16 protein-coding genes and 1 tRNA gene are annotated in these 14996 nt (G+C 68.0%); 4 read left to right on the forward strand and 13 right to left on the reverse strand.

Annotated elements, in window-relative coordinates; translation table 11 throughout:
• Window positions 1–31: 31 nt before the first annotated feature.
• From AB1824_07430 to AB1824_07460, 7 genes are read right to left on the reverse strand one after another with little or no spacing between them, the layout of a single operon-like run.
• The gene (locus tag AB1824_07430; protein ID MEW5764795.1) at window positions 32–970 is read right to left on the reverse strand and encodes a sugar phosphate nucleotidyltransferase; all 939 of its coding nucleotides are present in this window, start codon (window positions 968–970) and stop codon (window positions 32–34) included.
• Complete coding sequence (locus AB1824_07435) at window positions 957–1520, reverse strand: class IV adenylate cyclase (GenBank protein ID MEW5764796.1); 564 nt, start codon at window positions 1518–1520, stop codon at window positions 957–959. Before AB1824_07435 ends, AB1824_07430 begins: the two co-directional genes overlap by 14 nt.
• Window positions 1505–2128, reverse strand: coding sequence for a YigZ family protein (locus tag AB1824_07440; GenBank protein ID MEW5764797.1), 624 nt, complete (start codon window positions 2126–2128; stop codon window positions 1505–1507). Before AB1824_07440 ends, AB1824_07435 begins: the two co-directional genes overlap by 16 nt.
• Complete coding sequence (locus AB1824_07445; GenBank protein ID MEW5764798.1) at window positions 2121–2468, reverse strand: STAS domain-containing protein; 348 nt, start codon at window positions 2466–2468, stop codon at window positions 2121–2123. The genes AB1824_07440 and AB1824_07445 overlap by 8 nt, the downstream gene beginning before the upstream one ends.
• The gene (locus AB1824_07450) at window positions 2465–3352 is read right to left on the reverse strand and encodes a lysophospholipid acyltransferase family protein (GenBank protein MEW5764799.1); all 888 of its coding nucleotides are present in this window, start codon (window positions 3350–3352) and stop codon (window positions 2465–2467) included. The genes AB1824_07445 and AB1824_07450 overlap by 4 nt, the downstream gene beginning before the upstream one ends.
• A complete protein-coding gene (locus AB1824_07455) occupies window positions 3345–4040 on the reverse strand; it encodes a glycosyltransferase family 2 protein (GenBank protein MEW5764800.1) in 696 nt (231 codons plus the stop codon). The genes AB1824_07450 and AB1824_07455 overlap by 8 nt, the downstream gene beginning before the upstream one ends.
• 25 nt (window positions 4041–4065) lie before the next feature.
• Complete coding sequence (locus AB1824_07460) at window positions 4066–5073, reverse strand: phosphate acyltransferase (protein ID MEW5764801.1); 1008 nt, start codon at window positions 5071–5073, stop codon at window positions 4066–4068.
• A gap of 99 nt (window positions 5074–5172) precedes the next feature.
• On the opposite strand from AB1824_07460, the gene AB1824_07465 reads away from it, so the two are divergent.
• From AB1824_07465 to AB1824_07480, 4 genes are all read left to right on the forward strand, one after another.
• Entirely contained in the window at window positions 5173–6366 is a 1194-nt protein-coding gene (locus tag AB1824_07465) for an MFS transporter (GenBank protein MEW5764802.1), read from the forward strand.
• A complete protein-coding gene (gene pcm, locus AB1824_07470) occupies window positions 6363–7007 on the forward strand; it encodes a protein-L-isoaspartate O-methyltransferase (GenBank protein ID MEW5764803.1) in 645 nt (214 codons plus the stop codon). The genes AB1824_07465 and pcm overlap by 4 nt, the downstream gene beginning before the upstream one ends.
• On the forward strand, window positions 7004–8698 hold the full coding sequence (locus AB1824_07475; GenBank protein ID MEW5764804.1) for a hypothetical protein: 1695 nt from the start codon (window positions 7004–7006) through the stop codon (window positions 8696–8698). The genes pcm and AB1824_07475 overlap by 4 nt, the downstream gene beginning before the upstream one ends.
• 91 nt (window positions 8699–8789) lie before the next feature.
• On the forward strand, window positions 8790–9983 hold the full coding sequence (locus AB1824_07480) for a PLP-dependent aspartate aminotransferase family protein (GenBank protein MEW5764805.1): 1194 nt from the start codon (window positions 8790–8792) through the stop codon (window positions 9981–9983).
• 31 nt (window positions 9984–10014) lie between these two features.
• Here AB1824_07480 and phoU read toward each other — a convergent pair whose 3' ends face one another.
• The 6 genes from phoU to AB1824_07510 form a co-directional block, all read right to left on the reverse strand.
• Entirely contained in the window at window positions 10015–10671 is a 657-nt protein-coding gene (phoU, locus tag AB1824_07485) for a phosphate signaling complex protein PhoU (protein ID MEW5764806.1), read from the reverse strand.
• 53 nt (window positions 10672–10724) lie between these two features.
• A complete protein-coding gene (gene pstB, locus AB1824_07490; GenBank protein MEW5764807.1) occupies window positions 10725–11552 on the reverse strand; it encodes a phosphate ABC transporter ATP-binding protein PstB in 828 nt (275 codons plus the stop codon).
• Entirely contained in the window at window positions 11549–12415 is an 867-nt protein-coding gene (pstA, locus tag AB1824_07495) for a phosphate ABC transporter permease PstA (GenBank protein ID MEW5764808.1), read from the reverse strand. The genes pstB and pstA overlap by 4 nt, the downstream gene beginning before the upstream one ends.
• Entirely contained in the window at window positions 12412–13404 is a 993-nt protein-coding gene (pstC, locus tag AB1824_07500; protein ID MEW5764809.1) for a phosphate ABC transporter permease subunit PstC, read from the reverse strand. Before pstC ends, pstA begins: the two co-directional genes overlap by 4 nt.
• 20 nt (window positions 13405–13424) lie before the next feature.
• Entirely contained in the window at window positions 13425–14465 is a 1041-nt protein-coding gene (gene pstS, locus AB1824_07505; GenBank protein MEW5764810.1) for a phosphate ABC transporter substrate-binding protein PstS, read from the reverse strand.
• A gap of 390 nt (window positions 14466–14855) precedes the next feature.
• Window positions 14856–14942: transfer RNA gene (locus AB1824_07510), tRNA-Leu, on the reverse strand.
• Between the last annotated feature and the right edge of the window lie 54 nt (window positions 14943–14996).

Consider the following 14996-nt stretch of genomic DNA (forward strand, 5'->3'; position numbering starts at 1 on the left):
ACACTCCATTTAAGCACATGCCGGGCCGTCCTCAGGACGCACGGAGGGACCCGCCCCTCCAGGCCAAGACGCCCTCCAGGGGCTGGTGGGGGGTCGGGCGCGCGCCGGGCAGGAGCACCGAACCGCCGGCCCGGGACCGGGGGCCGAGAAGAACGCCCTCCTCCAGCGCCAGAGGGCCCGTTACCTCCGCGCGCCGGGAGGCCCAGGCGGTGGGGTGCAGCAGGAGGGGGAACCCGTCTCGAACCTCGAGCCGGGACCCGGCCGGAATCGGGATCTCCCCCGAGGCCATGGCGCCGAGGAGCCCCAGGGCCGCTTCCAGGTAGTTCACGGGGTCACCCAGGTCGAACCAGGGCCCCGGCGAGGTGACCCCCCGAATCGCCCCTTCGCAAAGGAGCGGACCCAGTACGTGGGCGACGAGCTCCGCGGGACGCCCGGGAGTCAGATGGCGAAAAAGGTCCGGCCGCGCCAGGTAGATCCCGGTGAACTGGTGCTCTCCGCGGCCGAAATGGCTGATCCGGCCTTCCTCGTCCAGGTCCACGGCCGTATAGGACCCGGAACGTGGCCGAAGGGCCATGACGCAGAGGGCCTCCGGGTGAGCGGCGAGGTCGGCGCTCAACGCCTCGATGGGGGGGGGAGCTAGGGTGTCCCCATTCAGGACGAGGAAGGGTTCCCGCCCCAGTTCAGCCGCCATGATCGGGAAGGGTCCCGCCGTCCCCAGAATGGAGGGCTCAAAAAACCATCGGAGGCGCAACGGGCCCTTTCGAGACGCTGCCGCGCGGACCAGGGCGGAAGGGCGGTGGTGAAGGTTGAGGGAGACCTCCCGGACGCCGGCCGCCTCGAGTCCGTCCAGAATCCAGTGGAGAAGAGGGCGGTTGAGAAAGGGGAAGGCCGGCTTGGGCCAACGGAGGGAGAAGGGCCGCATCCGCGTGCCCAGCCCCGCCGTGAGGACGACGGCCCTAGGTGCGGTCATGGTCCGGCGGAAAGAGGATGTCGCCGAAGGGCTTGCCGAGCTTCCGGCAGTGTTCGCCGTACAGATCGGCGTAGGATCTGCGGATGTACGCCTCCGGACGGATGGAAAGGGCGGATGCCACGGCCTCGATGCCCTCGGGCTCGCCCTCCAGCTCCAGGTAGGCTCCGAAGGGCATCTCATCCAGACAGAGGAGAGTGTGGGAGGGGGCCCGGAACTCCGTGCGGAACTTCTCGTACCGGAAGAAGGGGCGGAGGCCGATCCCTTCCAGAATCCCCCGAAGTGATTCGGCGCTCTCGCAGACCGTCTCCTTCTCGGGACGGACCTTGTATCGTTCGTGCTGGACCAGCCGGCCCTTGAACGTCAGGAGGGCCGTTCCCCGACACTCCCTCACCCTCAGGAGGCACCCCGCCACGGAGAGGGGACGGCCCGGGAAGTCGTAGAGGGTGTTTGCCTCGAAGTGTCTGGGCTCCACCTCCTCGAATCCGAGCTGCCTCGCCTTTTCGGCCACCGGAGGGAGGGCTTCCACGGCCACCTTCACCTCAATTTCCATGTGACTCCTCCCCCGCAGGATTCGGACAGGGCAGAAAGCGCCGATTCGAACTCCGTCCACCGCCCTTTCGGGACCTTGGCGCGGAGGGTCAGGCGCCCTTCGTAGCCCACGTCCTCCAGGTCCGCTCCCACACGCTCGGCCTCCCTCCTCAGGAGACCCTGCATTCCGTAGGGAATCGCCACCTCCGCCTCGACGTGAATAACATGGGGCGCGAGTCGGGCCGCTTCAAGGGCCTGGGCCGCGGCGGTCCGGTACGCTCGCGCCAACCCCCCCGGCCCCAACTTGATTCCACCGAAGTACCGCACGACGACCACGCAGGCGTCGGATACGCCGCGGGCCTCCATCGCCTGAAGGATGGGTTGTCCGGCCGTCCGGGACGGCTCCCCGTCGTCCGAGAACCGGGACTCCAGGGCGTCCAGCCATCCGGAGCGGTAGGCCCAGCAATGGTGGGTCGCGTCGTGGTAGCGGCGTCTCAGCCCGTCCAGAAAGGCCAGAGCGCCCGACGGGGAATCGATGGGGCCCGCGTGGCCCAGGAACCGGGAGCCCTTCTCCTTCCACTCGGCGAAGGCGGGCGCCTCCGGCCGGAGATAGGTCCAGGGATCACCCATGTGCCTTTTGGAGGGCTTCTTGGGCGTCCTTGCAGATCACGAAGAGCGCGGGCAGCCCGAGGAGGTCGAACACCTTGAAAATCTTGGGGGACATGCCGCACAGGATCATGTCGCCCCCGCGGTCCCTGAGGGGCTGGATGTGGGAGAGGACGACTTCGATGCCGGAGGAGCCGATGTACACGAGCTCCGAGAAATCCACTACGAGCCTCTTGGCGCCGCGGGCCACGTGGTCCGCCACGCATTCCCGAAAGAGCCCGTGGTTGTGGGCATCCAGGAAGCCCTTGAGGCGGACGATCACGACGCCGTCCTGCGTCTCCGAGGTGACCTCCAGGTTCGTCATGGACCCTCCTGCCAATAGGGATAAAAATTGTACCACTGGTCCGGATACCGTTCCAGTACGGCCCCGAAGAAATCCGCCGCCCCCTGGAGCGCGGCCCGGACCGACCCGTCATCGCCCCCGCACCGGGCGGGTTCGCCCACCCAGGCCGAATAGGTCCCGTCCTGTTCCGCCATGACCGCCGTGGGGACCAGAGGGACGCCGGCCAGGGCCGCCAGAAGGGCCGGGCTTCGGAGGAAGTGGGCGGGGCGCCCTCGAAAAACGACCGGCGCGCGGTCTCGCCCCACCGCCCGATCGGCGAGGATGACCGCGCTCTCTCCGCGCTCCAGGGAAGATCGAAGGGCGGGAAGGGACCGAAGCACGGCGTCCGCCGGGAGATAATGGTGGCCTTGCCGCTCCCGTCTCCGGCTCCGGAAGCGCTCCAGGTCCGGGTCCCGCTCCGGAAAGCCCAGAATCCAATGCGGTCCCACGGACGCGGCCAGGAAGGCGCCGCCGACCTCCCAGTTGCCCAGGTGGGCGGTTACGAGGACCTTGCCGCCCTGCCGGGCCATCCGCTCGGTGGCTGCGGGCGACCGGGGAACGACGCGGGGAGGATCGACGGGCGCCCGGAGATAGTCCGCCACGCCGCGGGCGTACGCGCGAAGCGTCCGGATGGCCAGCTCCTCCGGGCCTCCCGGAGGGAGGTCGGGGAAGGCGCCCCGGAGATTGGACGCGAGGGACCTCCGCACCTCGGGCCCGTGCAGGGCGTAGGCTTCTGCGATGGCCTCGGCCAGGGCGCGCGCCACCTGGCGGGGAACGGCGGGGGCGAGGGCTTCGCCCAGGGCGAGAAGCCATCCCCGATTCAGGGGGCCGCCCCCCCAAGGGATCGAGGGGGCACGGTCAGCCATGGCGCAGAATCGCCCTGAGGACCACAAGGGTGTCGGCCAAGGCCCGGAAGTGGCTCCCCCCGCCCTGATACACCGCGCTCACCGGCACGTGGGTCCATCGCGCCTTCGCGCCGAGCGCCTTGAGAAGGATTTCGGCGTCCACGCCGAAGCCGTCGGATTCGATCCGAATGGAGCGCGCCAGGTCCGATCTCAGGGCCCGGAAGCCGCACTGGGAGTCGAGGATCGGTTCCCCGGTCAGGAGGGCCACGAGCGCCGTTCCGAGGCGGTTCGCCCAAAGCCTCAACGGGGGAAAGCGTTCGGACTGCCCCATCCGGTTCCCAAGGATGAGGTCGATTCCGGGAGCCCTCGCCCGCAGGAGGCGACCGGCCTCGGCGGGAAGGTGCTGCCCGTCGCCGTCCATGAGGAGGATCCACTCCAGCCCCGGGTCTTGAAGCAGGTGGGCGAGCCCCTCGCGAAGGGCCGCCCCCTTTCCGGCGGGGGAGGGGCGCGAAAGGACCCGGGCTCCCGCTGCGGCGGCCTCCCTGCCCGTGTGGTCGGAGGACCCGTCGTCCACTACGGTCACCGTCAGCCCGACGTCGACGAGGCTTCGGACGAGTTCCCCGATGGTGTCTCCGCAGTCCCGCGCCGGGATGAGTACGGCCGTCCCGGATTCGGGGTCGGAAGGCGTTTCCAGAGGCGGCTCCCCCATTCGCAATACCCTGTTTCCTGCATCCTCACCGGGGACCCAAGGCCTGAGCCTGGACCCCGGTGACGGCGGCCACGTCCGCGATGTCCTGGGCCGAGCACCCCCGGCTGAGGTCGTTGGCCGCGGCCGAGAGCCCCTGGAGGATGGGGCCGAGCGCGACGGCGCCGGCGAGCCGCTCGGTCAGTTTGTAGGCGATGTTCCCGGCGTCGAGGTTGGGGAAAATGAGGACGTTGGCCTGGCCCGCCACGGCGCTCCCGGGCGACTTGGAGGCCCCCACTCTGGGGACGAGAGCGGCGTCCGCCTGGAGTTCTCCGTCCGCCTTGACGTGCGGCGCTCGGGCCCGAAAGGTCTCGAGGGCCCGCACCACCTTGTCCACGCTCTCGTGCCGGGCCGAACCCTTGGTGGAAAAGGAGAGGAAGGCCACCTTCGGTTCCCGGTTCACGAGAAGGCGAAAGGACTCGGCGGCGCACAGGGCGATTTCCGCGAGCTGTTCCGAGGTCGGATAGGGAACGAGCCCCGCGTCGGAGTAGACGAACACGCCGTCCTCGCCGAACTCGCGCCTGGGAGTGACCATGAGGAAGAAGGAGGAGACGGTCCGAATGCCGGCCGCCGGTCCGAAGCAGCGCAGGTACGCCCGGACCGAATCGGCGGTCGTGTGCGTGGCGCCCGAGACGACCCCGTCGGCCCGCCCCTGGGCCACCAGGAGGCACGCGGCGTAGAGCGGGTTTCGGGCGAGGGTCCGCGCCTCGTCCTCCGTGGCTCCTCGGCCGCGGTTGCGCTCGAGATAGGTCCTCGCCGCCTCCCGCTCGAACCGGGGTTCGGAGGGGTCCAGGACCTCCACGACGGCGTCGGAGAGCCCTTGGTCCGCCAGCCGCTTTTCGAGGCGCCTCCGGTCCCCCACGAGGACCGGAAGGGCCGTGCGGGCCGAAAGGATCAGACGGACGGCCTCCAGGGTCCTGGGGTCTTCGGCCTCGGGCAGGGCGATTCGCTTGAGGTCGGCGGCGGCGCGCTTGCGGATGTCGTCCAGGAGAGCCATTTCCCACCTCCCCGGAAAGCGTAGCACGAAACGGCGTCCCTCCTTCTGAATCCCTGGCGGAGAGAACCGCCTTGCGCCCCCCGGAGCCGAGGCGCGACAATGTCCGCCATGGAGCCGAGGCGCCTCCCCCGGAACGTCTGGATCGTGGGCCTGGTCAGCCTGTTCAACGACATCTCCTCGGAGATGATCTACCCCCTCCTGCCTCTCTTTCTGACGGGCGTTCTCAAGGCCTCTCGGACCTCCCTGGGAGTGGTGGAGGGCGTGGCGGAAGCCCTCGCGAGCCTCCTGAAGGTCTTCTCGGGTGTGCTTTCGGACCGCTTCCGCACGAGAAAGGTCCCCATGCTTCTGGGCTACGGCCTTTCCCTCGCTTCCCGGCCCGTGCTGGCCTCGGCGGGCGGGTGGGGATCCGTTTTCGGGGCGCGCCTGGTGGACCGGACGGGAAAGGGGATCCGCACGGCACCACGGGATGCCGTCATCGCCGACAGCACAGCGCCGGAACTAAGAGGGAGAGCCTTTGGGGTCCACCGGGCCCTGGACACGGCTGGCGCCGCCGTGGGCCCCGCCATCGCGGCTCTCCTGCTTTCCTCCACGACCATCGGAATCCGGGGAATCTTCTGGCTGAGCCTCCTGCCCGGAGTCCTGGCCCTGGTCCTGATCCCGCTCCTGAGGGACAAGGTGCCCGATTCGCCTCCGCGGGGCCGCGGTCCGTCCCTGGGGGAGGCGGTCCGCCTTGGGGGGGCTTACCGGGATTTCCTCGTGGTGACGGCCCTGTTCACGCTGGCCAACTCCTCCGATACGTTTCTCCTCTTGAAGGCGCGGGAAGCGGGCTTCTCGGTGGCCGGGGTCACGGGCGTCTACACCTTGTTCAACCTGTTCTACGCCGCCATCTCGGGGCCCGTGGGAGTCTGGGCCGATGGCTGGGGCCGCAGGCGTGTCGTGCTCCTCTCGTTTTTTTACTACGGGGCCGTCTACGCGGGCTTCGCCCTGGCCGGCTCCCCCGCGTCGGTCCTCCTCCTCTTCGTCCTTTACGGCCCCTTCCAGGCCGTGGAGGAGGGCGTGAAGAAGGCCTACCTGAGCGAGCTGATTCCTGGATCGCTCATGGGGTCGGGAATGGGCCTTTACCACGCCGTCCGAGGTCTGGCCCTTCTGCCGGCTTCCCTCCTCACCGGCGGGCTCTGGGACGCCCTCGGGCCGGGGTGGGCCCTGGGCGCGGACGCGCTTCTGGCCACGGCCGTGGGGTGCCTCTTCGCGCTCCTGACGCGCAGGCGCAAGGGTGGGGAGGCCGTGCCATGAGCGGTTCGCTGTCCAATCGGGAAATGGTGAGAAGGCACCTCGCGGGGAGGGGGGTCCGGTCCAGACGGGTGCTGGGCGCCTTCCTGCGGGTGGACCGGCGCCACTTCATCCCGCCCGAGGCCGAAGGCGCGACGTACGGGGACCATCCCGTGTCCATCGGCCTGGGTCAGACCGTGAGTCAGCCGTTCATGGTGGCCCTCATGCTGGAGCATCTCCTGATCCGCCGGGGCATGAGGGTTCTGGAGGTGGGATCGGGATCGGGATACGTTCTGGCCCTCCTCGCCGCCATGGGCGCGCGGCCCTTCGGGATCGAATGGCACCCGGAGCTGGCGCGCCGCATCGAGGCCAACTGCCGGGCCGCCGGCTTTCCGGGGATCCCGCTCCGGATCGGAGATGGAGGGCACGGGTGGCGGGAGGAGGCTCCCTTCGACCGCATCCTGGTTTCGGCCTGCTGCCCGGCCGCGCCCCCGCCGCTCCTTGACCAGGTGGCGCCGGGGGGGATCTTCCTGGCGCCCGTTCGCGACGCCTCGGGGCAGACCCTCCTCAGGATTACGCGGACGCCGTCGGGCGCCTTGGACTTCGAGTGGAAGGACCGGTGCGTCTTTGTCCCGCTCCTGGGCGATTTCGGAGAGAGGCCATGAGAGGGCCGCTCCTTCTTCTGCGATGCCGGATCGCCATGGCCCTTCACCGGTTCTGGCCGCTCCGGCCGGTGACGGCGCTCTTCGGGGCGGGATTCCTCGTCCTGGGGGCGGGCTTCCTGGCGGCCGACTTCCTTTTCTTCCGGCGAATCTTCGAGAACCTCCTGGCCACGGAGGAAGTCCCCGCGGCCCTGCTCACCGCCCTGGCGGCCAAGCTGATGGGGCTGGTCCTCCTGACGACGTTCACCCTCCTTCTCTTTTCGGCCTCCGTGAGCGCCCTGTCCTTCCTGTACCTGGACGAGGACCTTTCGCTTCTCCTTCCCCTTCCGGCGGGACGAGGGGGACTCCGCGGGTACCGTGCGCTGGAGGCGGGGGCGAGCGCGTCCTACATGGTGGCCCTCCTCCTCGTTCCCGTCGCGGCGGCCTACTGGAGCCTTCAGAGCCGAAATCCGTCGGTCCTGGCGCTGGACCTGCTCGGCCTCCTCCTGTACCTCGCTACGCCCCTGGCCTGGGGGATTTCCTTCACGGTCCTCATGGCCCGGTTCTTTCCCGCCCGAAGGCTCCACCAAGTGCTCACGGTTCTGACCGTGGTGATGCTGTGCCTCCTGGTCGTCCTCTTCCGGCTGGCGCGCCCCGAGGCCTTGCTGAATCCGGCCACGAGCCTCCAGGTCGCGGACGTTCTGGGGTCCATTGCCATGCCCAGCGAGCGCCTCCTTCCCTCCACGTGGCTGGCCTCCCTCATCGTTCACGGCGCCGAGGGCCGTTGGGACAGGGCCCTGCCGGGCCTTGTGCGGCTGGCGAGCCTCGCGTCGGCGAGCCTGGTCTTTCTCGCCGTTCTTCTCCGCCTCCTCCACGCGAGGGGGTACGGAAGAGCCCAAGAACAGGGAGGTCTGCGACCCGGAACGCCCCCGTCCCGTGTGGCACGCGCCCTCGTCGGGACGGCCGTGTCGCTCGCCCCCGCCGGCCGAGCCAGTCGGGCCGTTCTGCGCAGGGACCTCCTTCTTTTTTTCAGAGATCCCACCCAGTGGGGGCAGCTCATCATCTTGGCGGCCCTGGTGGTCATCTACCTGTTCAACGTGCGCCTGCTTCCACAGGAAGTGGCGGTCCTCAAGGTGGCCGTCTCCTACTGGAACCTGGCCACCCTGGGGCTCATCGTGGCCTCGGTGGCGGGCCGATTCGCGTTCACGGCCGTTTCCTCCGAGGGGAAGGCCTATTTTGCCTCCCGAGCTCTCCCCCTGGGCGTGGGCTCCTACCTGTGGGCCAAGTACCTTTTCACCGCCGTGCCTCTTTCCATGCTGGCGTCCTGCGCCCTGTACGGATCCAACCGTTTTCTGGGCGTGCGGGGGGAGGCCCTGCACTACACGCTGTTCCTCGCCATGGCCTCCTCGCTGGCCCTGGCCGCCCTGGCGCTGTGCCTGGGATGCGTCGCGCCGGTCTTCGACGCGCGCAACCCGGCCAAGGCCGTCATGAGCGCCTGGGGGCTCACCTACATGTTCCTCTCCCTTCTCTACGTGGGCCTCGTCCTCGTCCTCTCCGCGCGGCCCGTCTACCGCTACTACGCCCACCTGGTGGGCCGGGGTCCCGAGGCGGACTTCGCCGGGGCCGCCCTGCAGGTGGGCGCCGTGAGCTTTGCCCTGGTCGTCTTGTGCATGGGTGCGGCGGCCTCACGCCTCAAAGGGCTCGAACCCGCCTGAAAGCGCCTTCCCCGTGTCCGGTTCCAGCCCGATTCGTTGTACAATGCCGCCTCCGCGGGAGGCGCCGCGCTCCCGCCCCGAAGGAGAACCCATGACCACGTCCGGACGGAAAGACCTCGCAACCGACACGCTCTGCATCCACGCGGGTCAGGATCCAGATCCCGCCTACGGCGCCGTCGCCCCCCCCATTTTCCAGACCTCGACCTTCGCCTTCACGAGCGCCGACCAGGGGGCCTCGCGCTTCGCGGGGAAGGACCCCGGCTACATTTACACCCGGATGGGGAACCCGACGGTCCGAATGCTCGAGGACAACGTGGCGGCGCTGGAGGAAGGCGGTTTCGCGCTCGCCACTTCCTCGGGGATGGCGGCGGTCTCCACGATCTTCTTCGCCCTGCTCTCGAAGGGAGACCACGTGGTCTGCGGGGATTCCGTGTACGGGCCCTCGCGAGTCGTCCTCTCCCGCGACTTCAGCCGCTTCGGGGTCGCCGCGACCTTCGTGGACACGAGCGACGACGGCGCCCTCCGGAGGGCCGTGAAGGGCTCCACTCGCCTGGTGTTCCTGGAGACTCCCGCCAACCCCACCCTCGCCGTCACCGACATCGCGCTGGCGGCCGAGATTGCCCACGGCGCAGGCGCCCTCCTCGTGGTGGACAACACATTCATGAGCCCGGTCCTGCAGAAGCCCTTCCGCCACGGAGCGGACGTCGTTCTTCACTCGGTGACGAAGTTCCTGAACGGCCATTCGGACGTCGTGGGGGGCATCCTGGTCTTCCGTGACGAGGCCCTTTGGAAGAGGGTCCGATCGGTCCTCCACTACCTGGGCGGGACCATGGACCCCCACCAGGCCTGGCTGGTCCTGAGGGGGGTCAAGACCCTCGCCCTCCGCGTTCGGGCGGCGCAGGAGAGCGCCCGGGCCGTGGCGGCCATGCTCCAGGCGCATCCCGCCGTCGCCTCGGTTCGGTATCCGGGTCTCCCCGGATTCGCCGGAGCGGGAGTCATGGCGCGCCAGGCGGAGGGCCCCGGCTCGCTCATCTCCTTCGAACTGCGCGGCGGGGTGGAGGCGGGCCGGAAGCTGCTCGAGCGGGTCCGTCTGGCCACGCTGGCGGTCTCCCTCGGGGGGGTGGAGACCCTCATTCAGCACCCCGCCTCCATGACGCACGCGGCCATGTCCCGCCAGGAGCGCCTGGATGCGGGAATCACGGACGGGCTGGTCCGCCTGTCCGTGGGCTGCGAGGCGAAGGAGGACCTTCTCCGGGACCTCGAGGAGGCCCTCGCGGGGCTCTGATTGGAGGCGGGATCCAAGAGGCCCCCTGGGGTCAGACCTTCCCGAGGTGCTTGAGGGAGGTCCCTTCCGCCATGAAGACCACGTCTTCGGCCACGTTGGTGCAGAGGTCGGCGATCCGTTCGAACTCCTTGGCCGCGAAGACCAGCGCGATGGCCGTCTGACGCTGAGCCCTCTCGGACCAGCGCTCGGAGAGCACGTCGGAGATGGCTTTCTGAAGCAGTTCGTCCACCTCGTCGTCGCGCCGGATGACGGTCTTGGCCAGGGCCGTATCGCGGGCCACGAAGGCGGTGATGGCGTCGCTGAGCATGGCCAGGCAGACGTCGCTCATCCTTCGAAACATGTCCGCGGAGGAGGCGGAGGGGAAAGTCCCCACCTGCTCGGCGCGCTCCGCCACGTTGAGGGCGTGGTCCCCGATGCGCTCGAGGTCGTTGTTGATCTTGAGGGCCATGAGGACGCTCCTCAGGTCGTCCGCCTCGGGCTGGTACAGCGCGAGGATCCGAAGGCACCGGGCGTCGTTGGCGTTCTCCATTCGGTTCAACGCCCGCTCCGCCGACCGGATCTTCGGAAGGGCCTCCATGTCGCAGCGAAGGAACGCCTCCGAGGCCGTCCGCAGAAGGTTGCCCGCGTCGTCGGCCATGGCGGCGATGCTCTCCAAGAGCTGCTGAATCTCGTCTCTTCCGCGCCCCATGCGATATCTCCTGCCGGATCAGGCCGGCCCTGGACGCAACGGTCCCGTTCGGCTCAACCGAAGCGGCCCGTGAGGTAGTCCCGTGTCCTTCCCTGCTCGGGGTTGGTGAAGATCCTTTCGGTCTCGCCGAACTCCACGAGTTCCCCGAGGTAGAGGAAGGCGGTGAAGGCCGACACGCGCGCGGCCTGCTGCATATTGTGCGTGACGATGACGATGGTGTACCGTCCCTTGAGCTGGTCGATGAGTTCCTCGATCTTGGCCGTGGCGATGGGATCCAGCGCGGAGGCGGGCTCGTCCATGAGCAAGACCTCCGGCTCCACGGCGATGGCCCGGGCGATGCACAACCGTTGCTGCTGGCCCCCCGAGAGGCTCATCCCCGAGTGGCCGAGGATGTCTTTGACCTCTTCCCAAAGGGCGGCCCGGCGGAGCGCCACCTCCACCCTTTCCCTCAGCTCCGACTTGGGAAGGTTTTCGTAGAGACGGATTCCGAAGGCCACGTTGTCGAAGATGGACATGGGAAAGGGCGTCGGCTTCTGGAAGACCATCCCCACCCTGGCGCGCAGGGAGGTCACGTCCACGTCCCGGTCCAGGATGTTCCTTCCGTCCAGGAGGATTTCGCCCTCGGCGCGCTGTCCCCGGTACAGATCGAACATCCGGTTGAAACAACGGATGAGGGTGGATTTCCCGCATCCGGAGGGGCCGATGAAAGCCGTGACTTCCTGGGAGTGAATGGGGAGGTTGATGTTCCGCAGGGCCTGTTGAGTCCCGTAGTAGAAATTCAAGCGCCGCACGTCGATTCGGACGTCATGCTCCCGCTGGACGGCCTCCCCGGGAACCGGTGCGGTGGCTTGGACGCTCTGGGCAACCAGGATCTCGTTCATGACAGGGTCCTCCCGGTCTGGGTTCGGGACACCACGAATCGCGCGAGGATCGTGACCATCAGCACGAACACGGTGATGAGGAAAGCCGCCCCCCAGGCCTGGGCGCGCCAGTCGTTGTACGGCGACATGGCGTAGTTGAAGAGGGTCACGTTCAGCGTGCCCGTCGGGTGCAAGGGGTTGAAACTCCAGTAAGGATTGTTCAGCGCCGTGAACAGAAGGGGGGCGGTCTCGCCGCTCACCCTCGCGATGGCCAGAAGGATCCCCGTGGTCATGCCGCCGAGGACTCTCCGGTAGCATACGTTCACGACGACCTTCCAGTACGGGGCGCCCAGGGCGAGGGCCGCCTCCCGCAGGGCGTTGGGCACGAGCTGGAGCATCTCCTCCGTGGTTCGGGTGACGACGGGAATCATGATGAAGGCGAGCGCCACGCCGCCCGCGAGTCCGGAGAAGCTCCTCAGCGGGCGGACGAGGACGGCGTAAACGAACACGCCGATCACGATGGATGGAGCGCTCGTGAGGACGTCGCTGATGAACCGCACGGTGTTGGCCAGTGCGCCGTTCCGTCCGTACTCCGCGAGGTAAGTGCCCGCGAAGAGGCCGCACGGAACCCCGATGGCGGTGGCCAGGACGGTGAGCAGCAGGGTGCCCACGATCCCGTTGGCCATGCCGCCTCCCTCCACTCCCGGCGGGGCCGGGAGCTTCAAGAAGAAGTCCAGGTTCAGGGCGCTTCCGCCCTTCGCCAGGACGACCCCCAGAATCCAGAAGAGGAAGAAAAGACCGAAGACGGCCGACGTCCCGGAAAGGGCCAGCATCCCCCAGTTGGCCACCTTGCGCCGGACGTACTTGAATCCACGCGGGATCATCGCTTGGACCCTCCCGGCAGGGCCTTCTCCATCCTCCACAGGAGGAACTTGGCGAGGGAAAGGATGAGCGTGGTGATCAGGAACAGGATGAGGCCCAGGGCCACGAGGCTGGACACGTGGAGGGGGGTGGTGGCCTCGGCGAACTCGTTGGCGAGCGTCGAGGAGATGGTGTTGGAGGGGCTGAGGAGGGAGGCGGAGATGACGTGGGAGTTGCCGATCACGAAGGTCACAGCCATGGTCTCGCCGAGAGCGCGCCCGAGTCCGAGAAAGATGGCTCCGACGATTCCCGACCTCCCATAGGGGATCACCACGTTGCGGATGACTTCCCACGTCGTGGATCCCAGGCCGTAGGCCGATTCTTTGAGCATGGGAGGGATCAGGCGGAAGACGTCGCGCGTCACGGAAGCGATGAAGGGCAGGATCATCACCGCCAGAATCAGGCCTCCGGTGAGCATGCTGATGCCGAGCGAAGGACCCTTGAAAAGGGGCATGAAACCGAAGTGCTCCTGGAGGTGCGCATAGAGCACTCGGTTCAGCCAGGGGGCGAGCACGAAAAGGCCCCACATGCCGTAGATGATGCTGGGGATGGCCGCGAGAAGTTCAATCCCAAGCCCCACGGGTCTCGAGAGCCACGGGGGGGCCATTTCCGTGAGGAACACCGCCACGCCGATGCCTACCGGGCCCGCGATGAGGATGGCGATGAGCGATGAAACCACGGTGCCGTACGCCGAGGGAAGCGCTCCATACAGGTCCCGGACCGGATCCCAGTCGCGGGACCACAGAAAGGAAGGGCCGAATCGAAGAAACGCTTCGGAGGACTGGAACAGTAGGACCACGAGGATGGCGCCGAGGATGACCAGCACGAGGACCGCGAAGGCGGTGCTCGTCCCTCGGAAAAGGGCGTCCGCGGCACTTCTGCGCTTCGGGCTGGCGCCTGGCGGATTCCCCCTCGCCGAGGGGGAGGGTGTGTGGATCGAGCCGGTCGACATCCTGCCGCTCCCGATGGCGCCTAGGGCCAGACCGCCCGCCCGCCGGAGCGGACGTTTTCCTTCCAGTGGGTTTCCACCCGATTCACCACGACAGGCGGCAGGGGAAAATAATGGAGCTCCTCGGCCGCCTTGGCCCCCTCTCGGAGGCACCAGTCGAAATAATCCAGGAGCGCGCGTCCCTTGGAGGGGTTCTTGTGCTCTCGCGGCAACAGGATGTAGGAGGCCCCCAGGATGGGCCATCCCCCGGGCTCCGGGCTGTCCATGAGGTCCAGTTCCAAACCGGGCCCCAAGGCCCAGTCTTCGCGATCGAGGGCCGTGCGGATCGAAGCCCGATTGGGTTCGGCGAAGGTGCCTCCGGGGGTTTCGAGGGCGACGACACGCAGTCCGCTCTGCACCGCGTAGGCGTATTCGACGTACCCCAGGGCGCCGGGGACCTCCCGGACGTACGAGGCCACGCCTTCGTTCCCCTTGGCGGCGATGCCGGACGGCCACTTGACCGAGGGCCCCACCCCGACGCGGGAAGCGAATCCAGGGTGAATCCTGGAAAGGTATCGCGTAAAGAGCCAGGTCGTACCGGATCCATCGGCCCGGCCCACGATTCCCACGGCCAGACCGGGAAGGTCCCTTCCCGGGTTGAGGGCCAGAATCCGGGGGTCGTTCCAGCGAACCACTCGGCCGAGGAAAAGATCGGCGAGCAGTTCGGGGGTGAGCCGCAGGGGGCTCGGGTCCGTGCCCGGGAGGTTCACGACCGGCACGACGACGCCCACGACCATGGGGAACTGGATCAGGCCGAACCGGTTGAGGTCCTGGGGAGTGAGCGGATATTCGGAGGCGCCGTAGTCGACGGTTCCCCGCTGGACTTGCAGGATGCCCCCGCCCGAGCCGATGGATTGGTAGTTGAAGGCCGAGCCGGTGAGCGCGCGGTACGCATGGGCCCAGCGGGCGTACAGGGGGTACGGGAAGGTCGCTCCGGCCCCGCTGAAGGTGCCGGAGGCCCAGGCGGAAAGAAGGACTGCACCCACCAAGACCGCCACGGACCAGGCTGCCCGGCTTCTTCTCATGAACGGCTCCCCGTGAACTCCCATCCTCGAACGGATCGATTGCGTTCAGGTTAGCAAATTGTTGCGAAATAGCAACACTAGACCGGTGCGGGAACGGTCAAAAAAAAACGAAAGCGGGCGCTCGGGGGCGCCCGCCTGTGGAATCGTTTGGTGCCGAAGGGGGGACTCGAATCGAGGCGGCCTGGAAGCCTCGGGGCCAGAGGCCCCTGCGTTTCAAGGCCGCCTAGGATTCCCGGGGCGGGTCCCCTTCCTTGTTTTCTACGGTTCGGCGCCAAGCAGTTGGCGCCTCGCCTTGAAAACCACGGAAGCCCCCGCCCTTCTCGTCCCCCCTCGGGAAGGTCGCCTGAAAAACGAAAGCGGGCGCTCGGGGCGCCCGCCTGTGGAATCGTTTGGTGCCGAAGGGGGGACTCGAACCCCCACGACCGTGAGGCCACTGGACCCTGAACCCAGCGCGTCTGCCAATTCCGCCACTTCGGCGCGAGGCGTAAGATACGAATAGTACTTTGGAGACCGACGGCCTGTCAAGGGTTC

The sequence above is a fragment of the Acidobacteriota bacterium genome (assembly GCA_040752915.1).
Classification (GTDB): Bacteria; Acidobacteriota; UBA4820; order UBA4820; family DSQY01; genus JBFLVU01.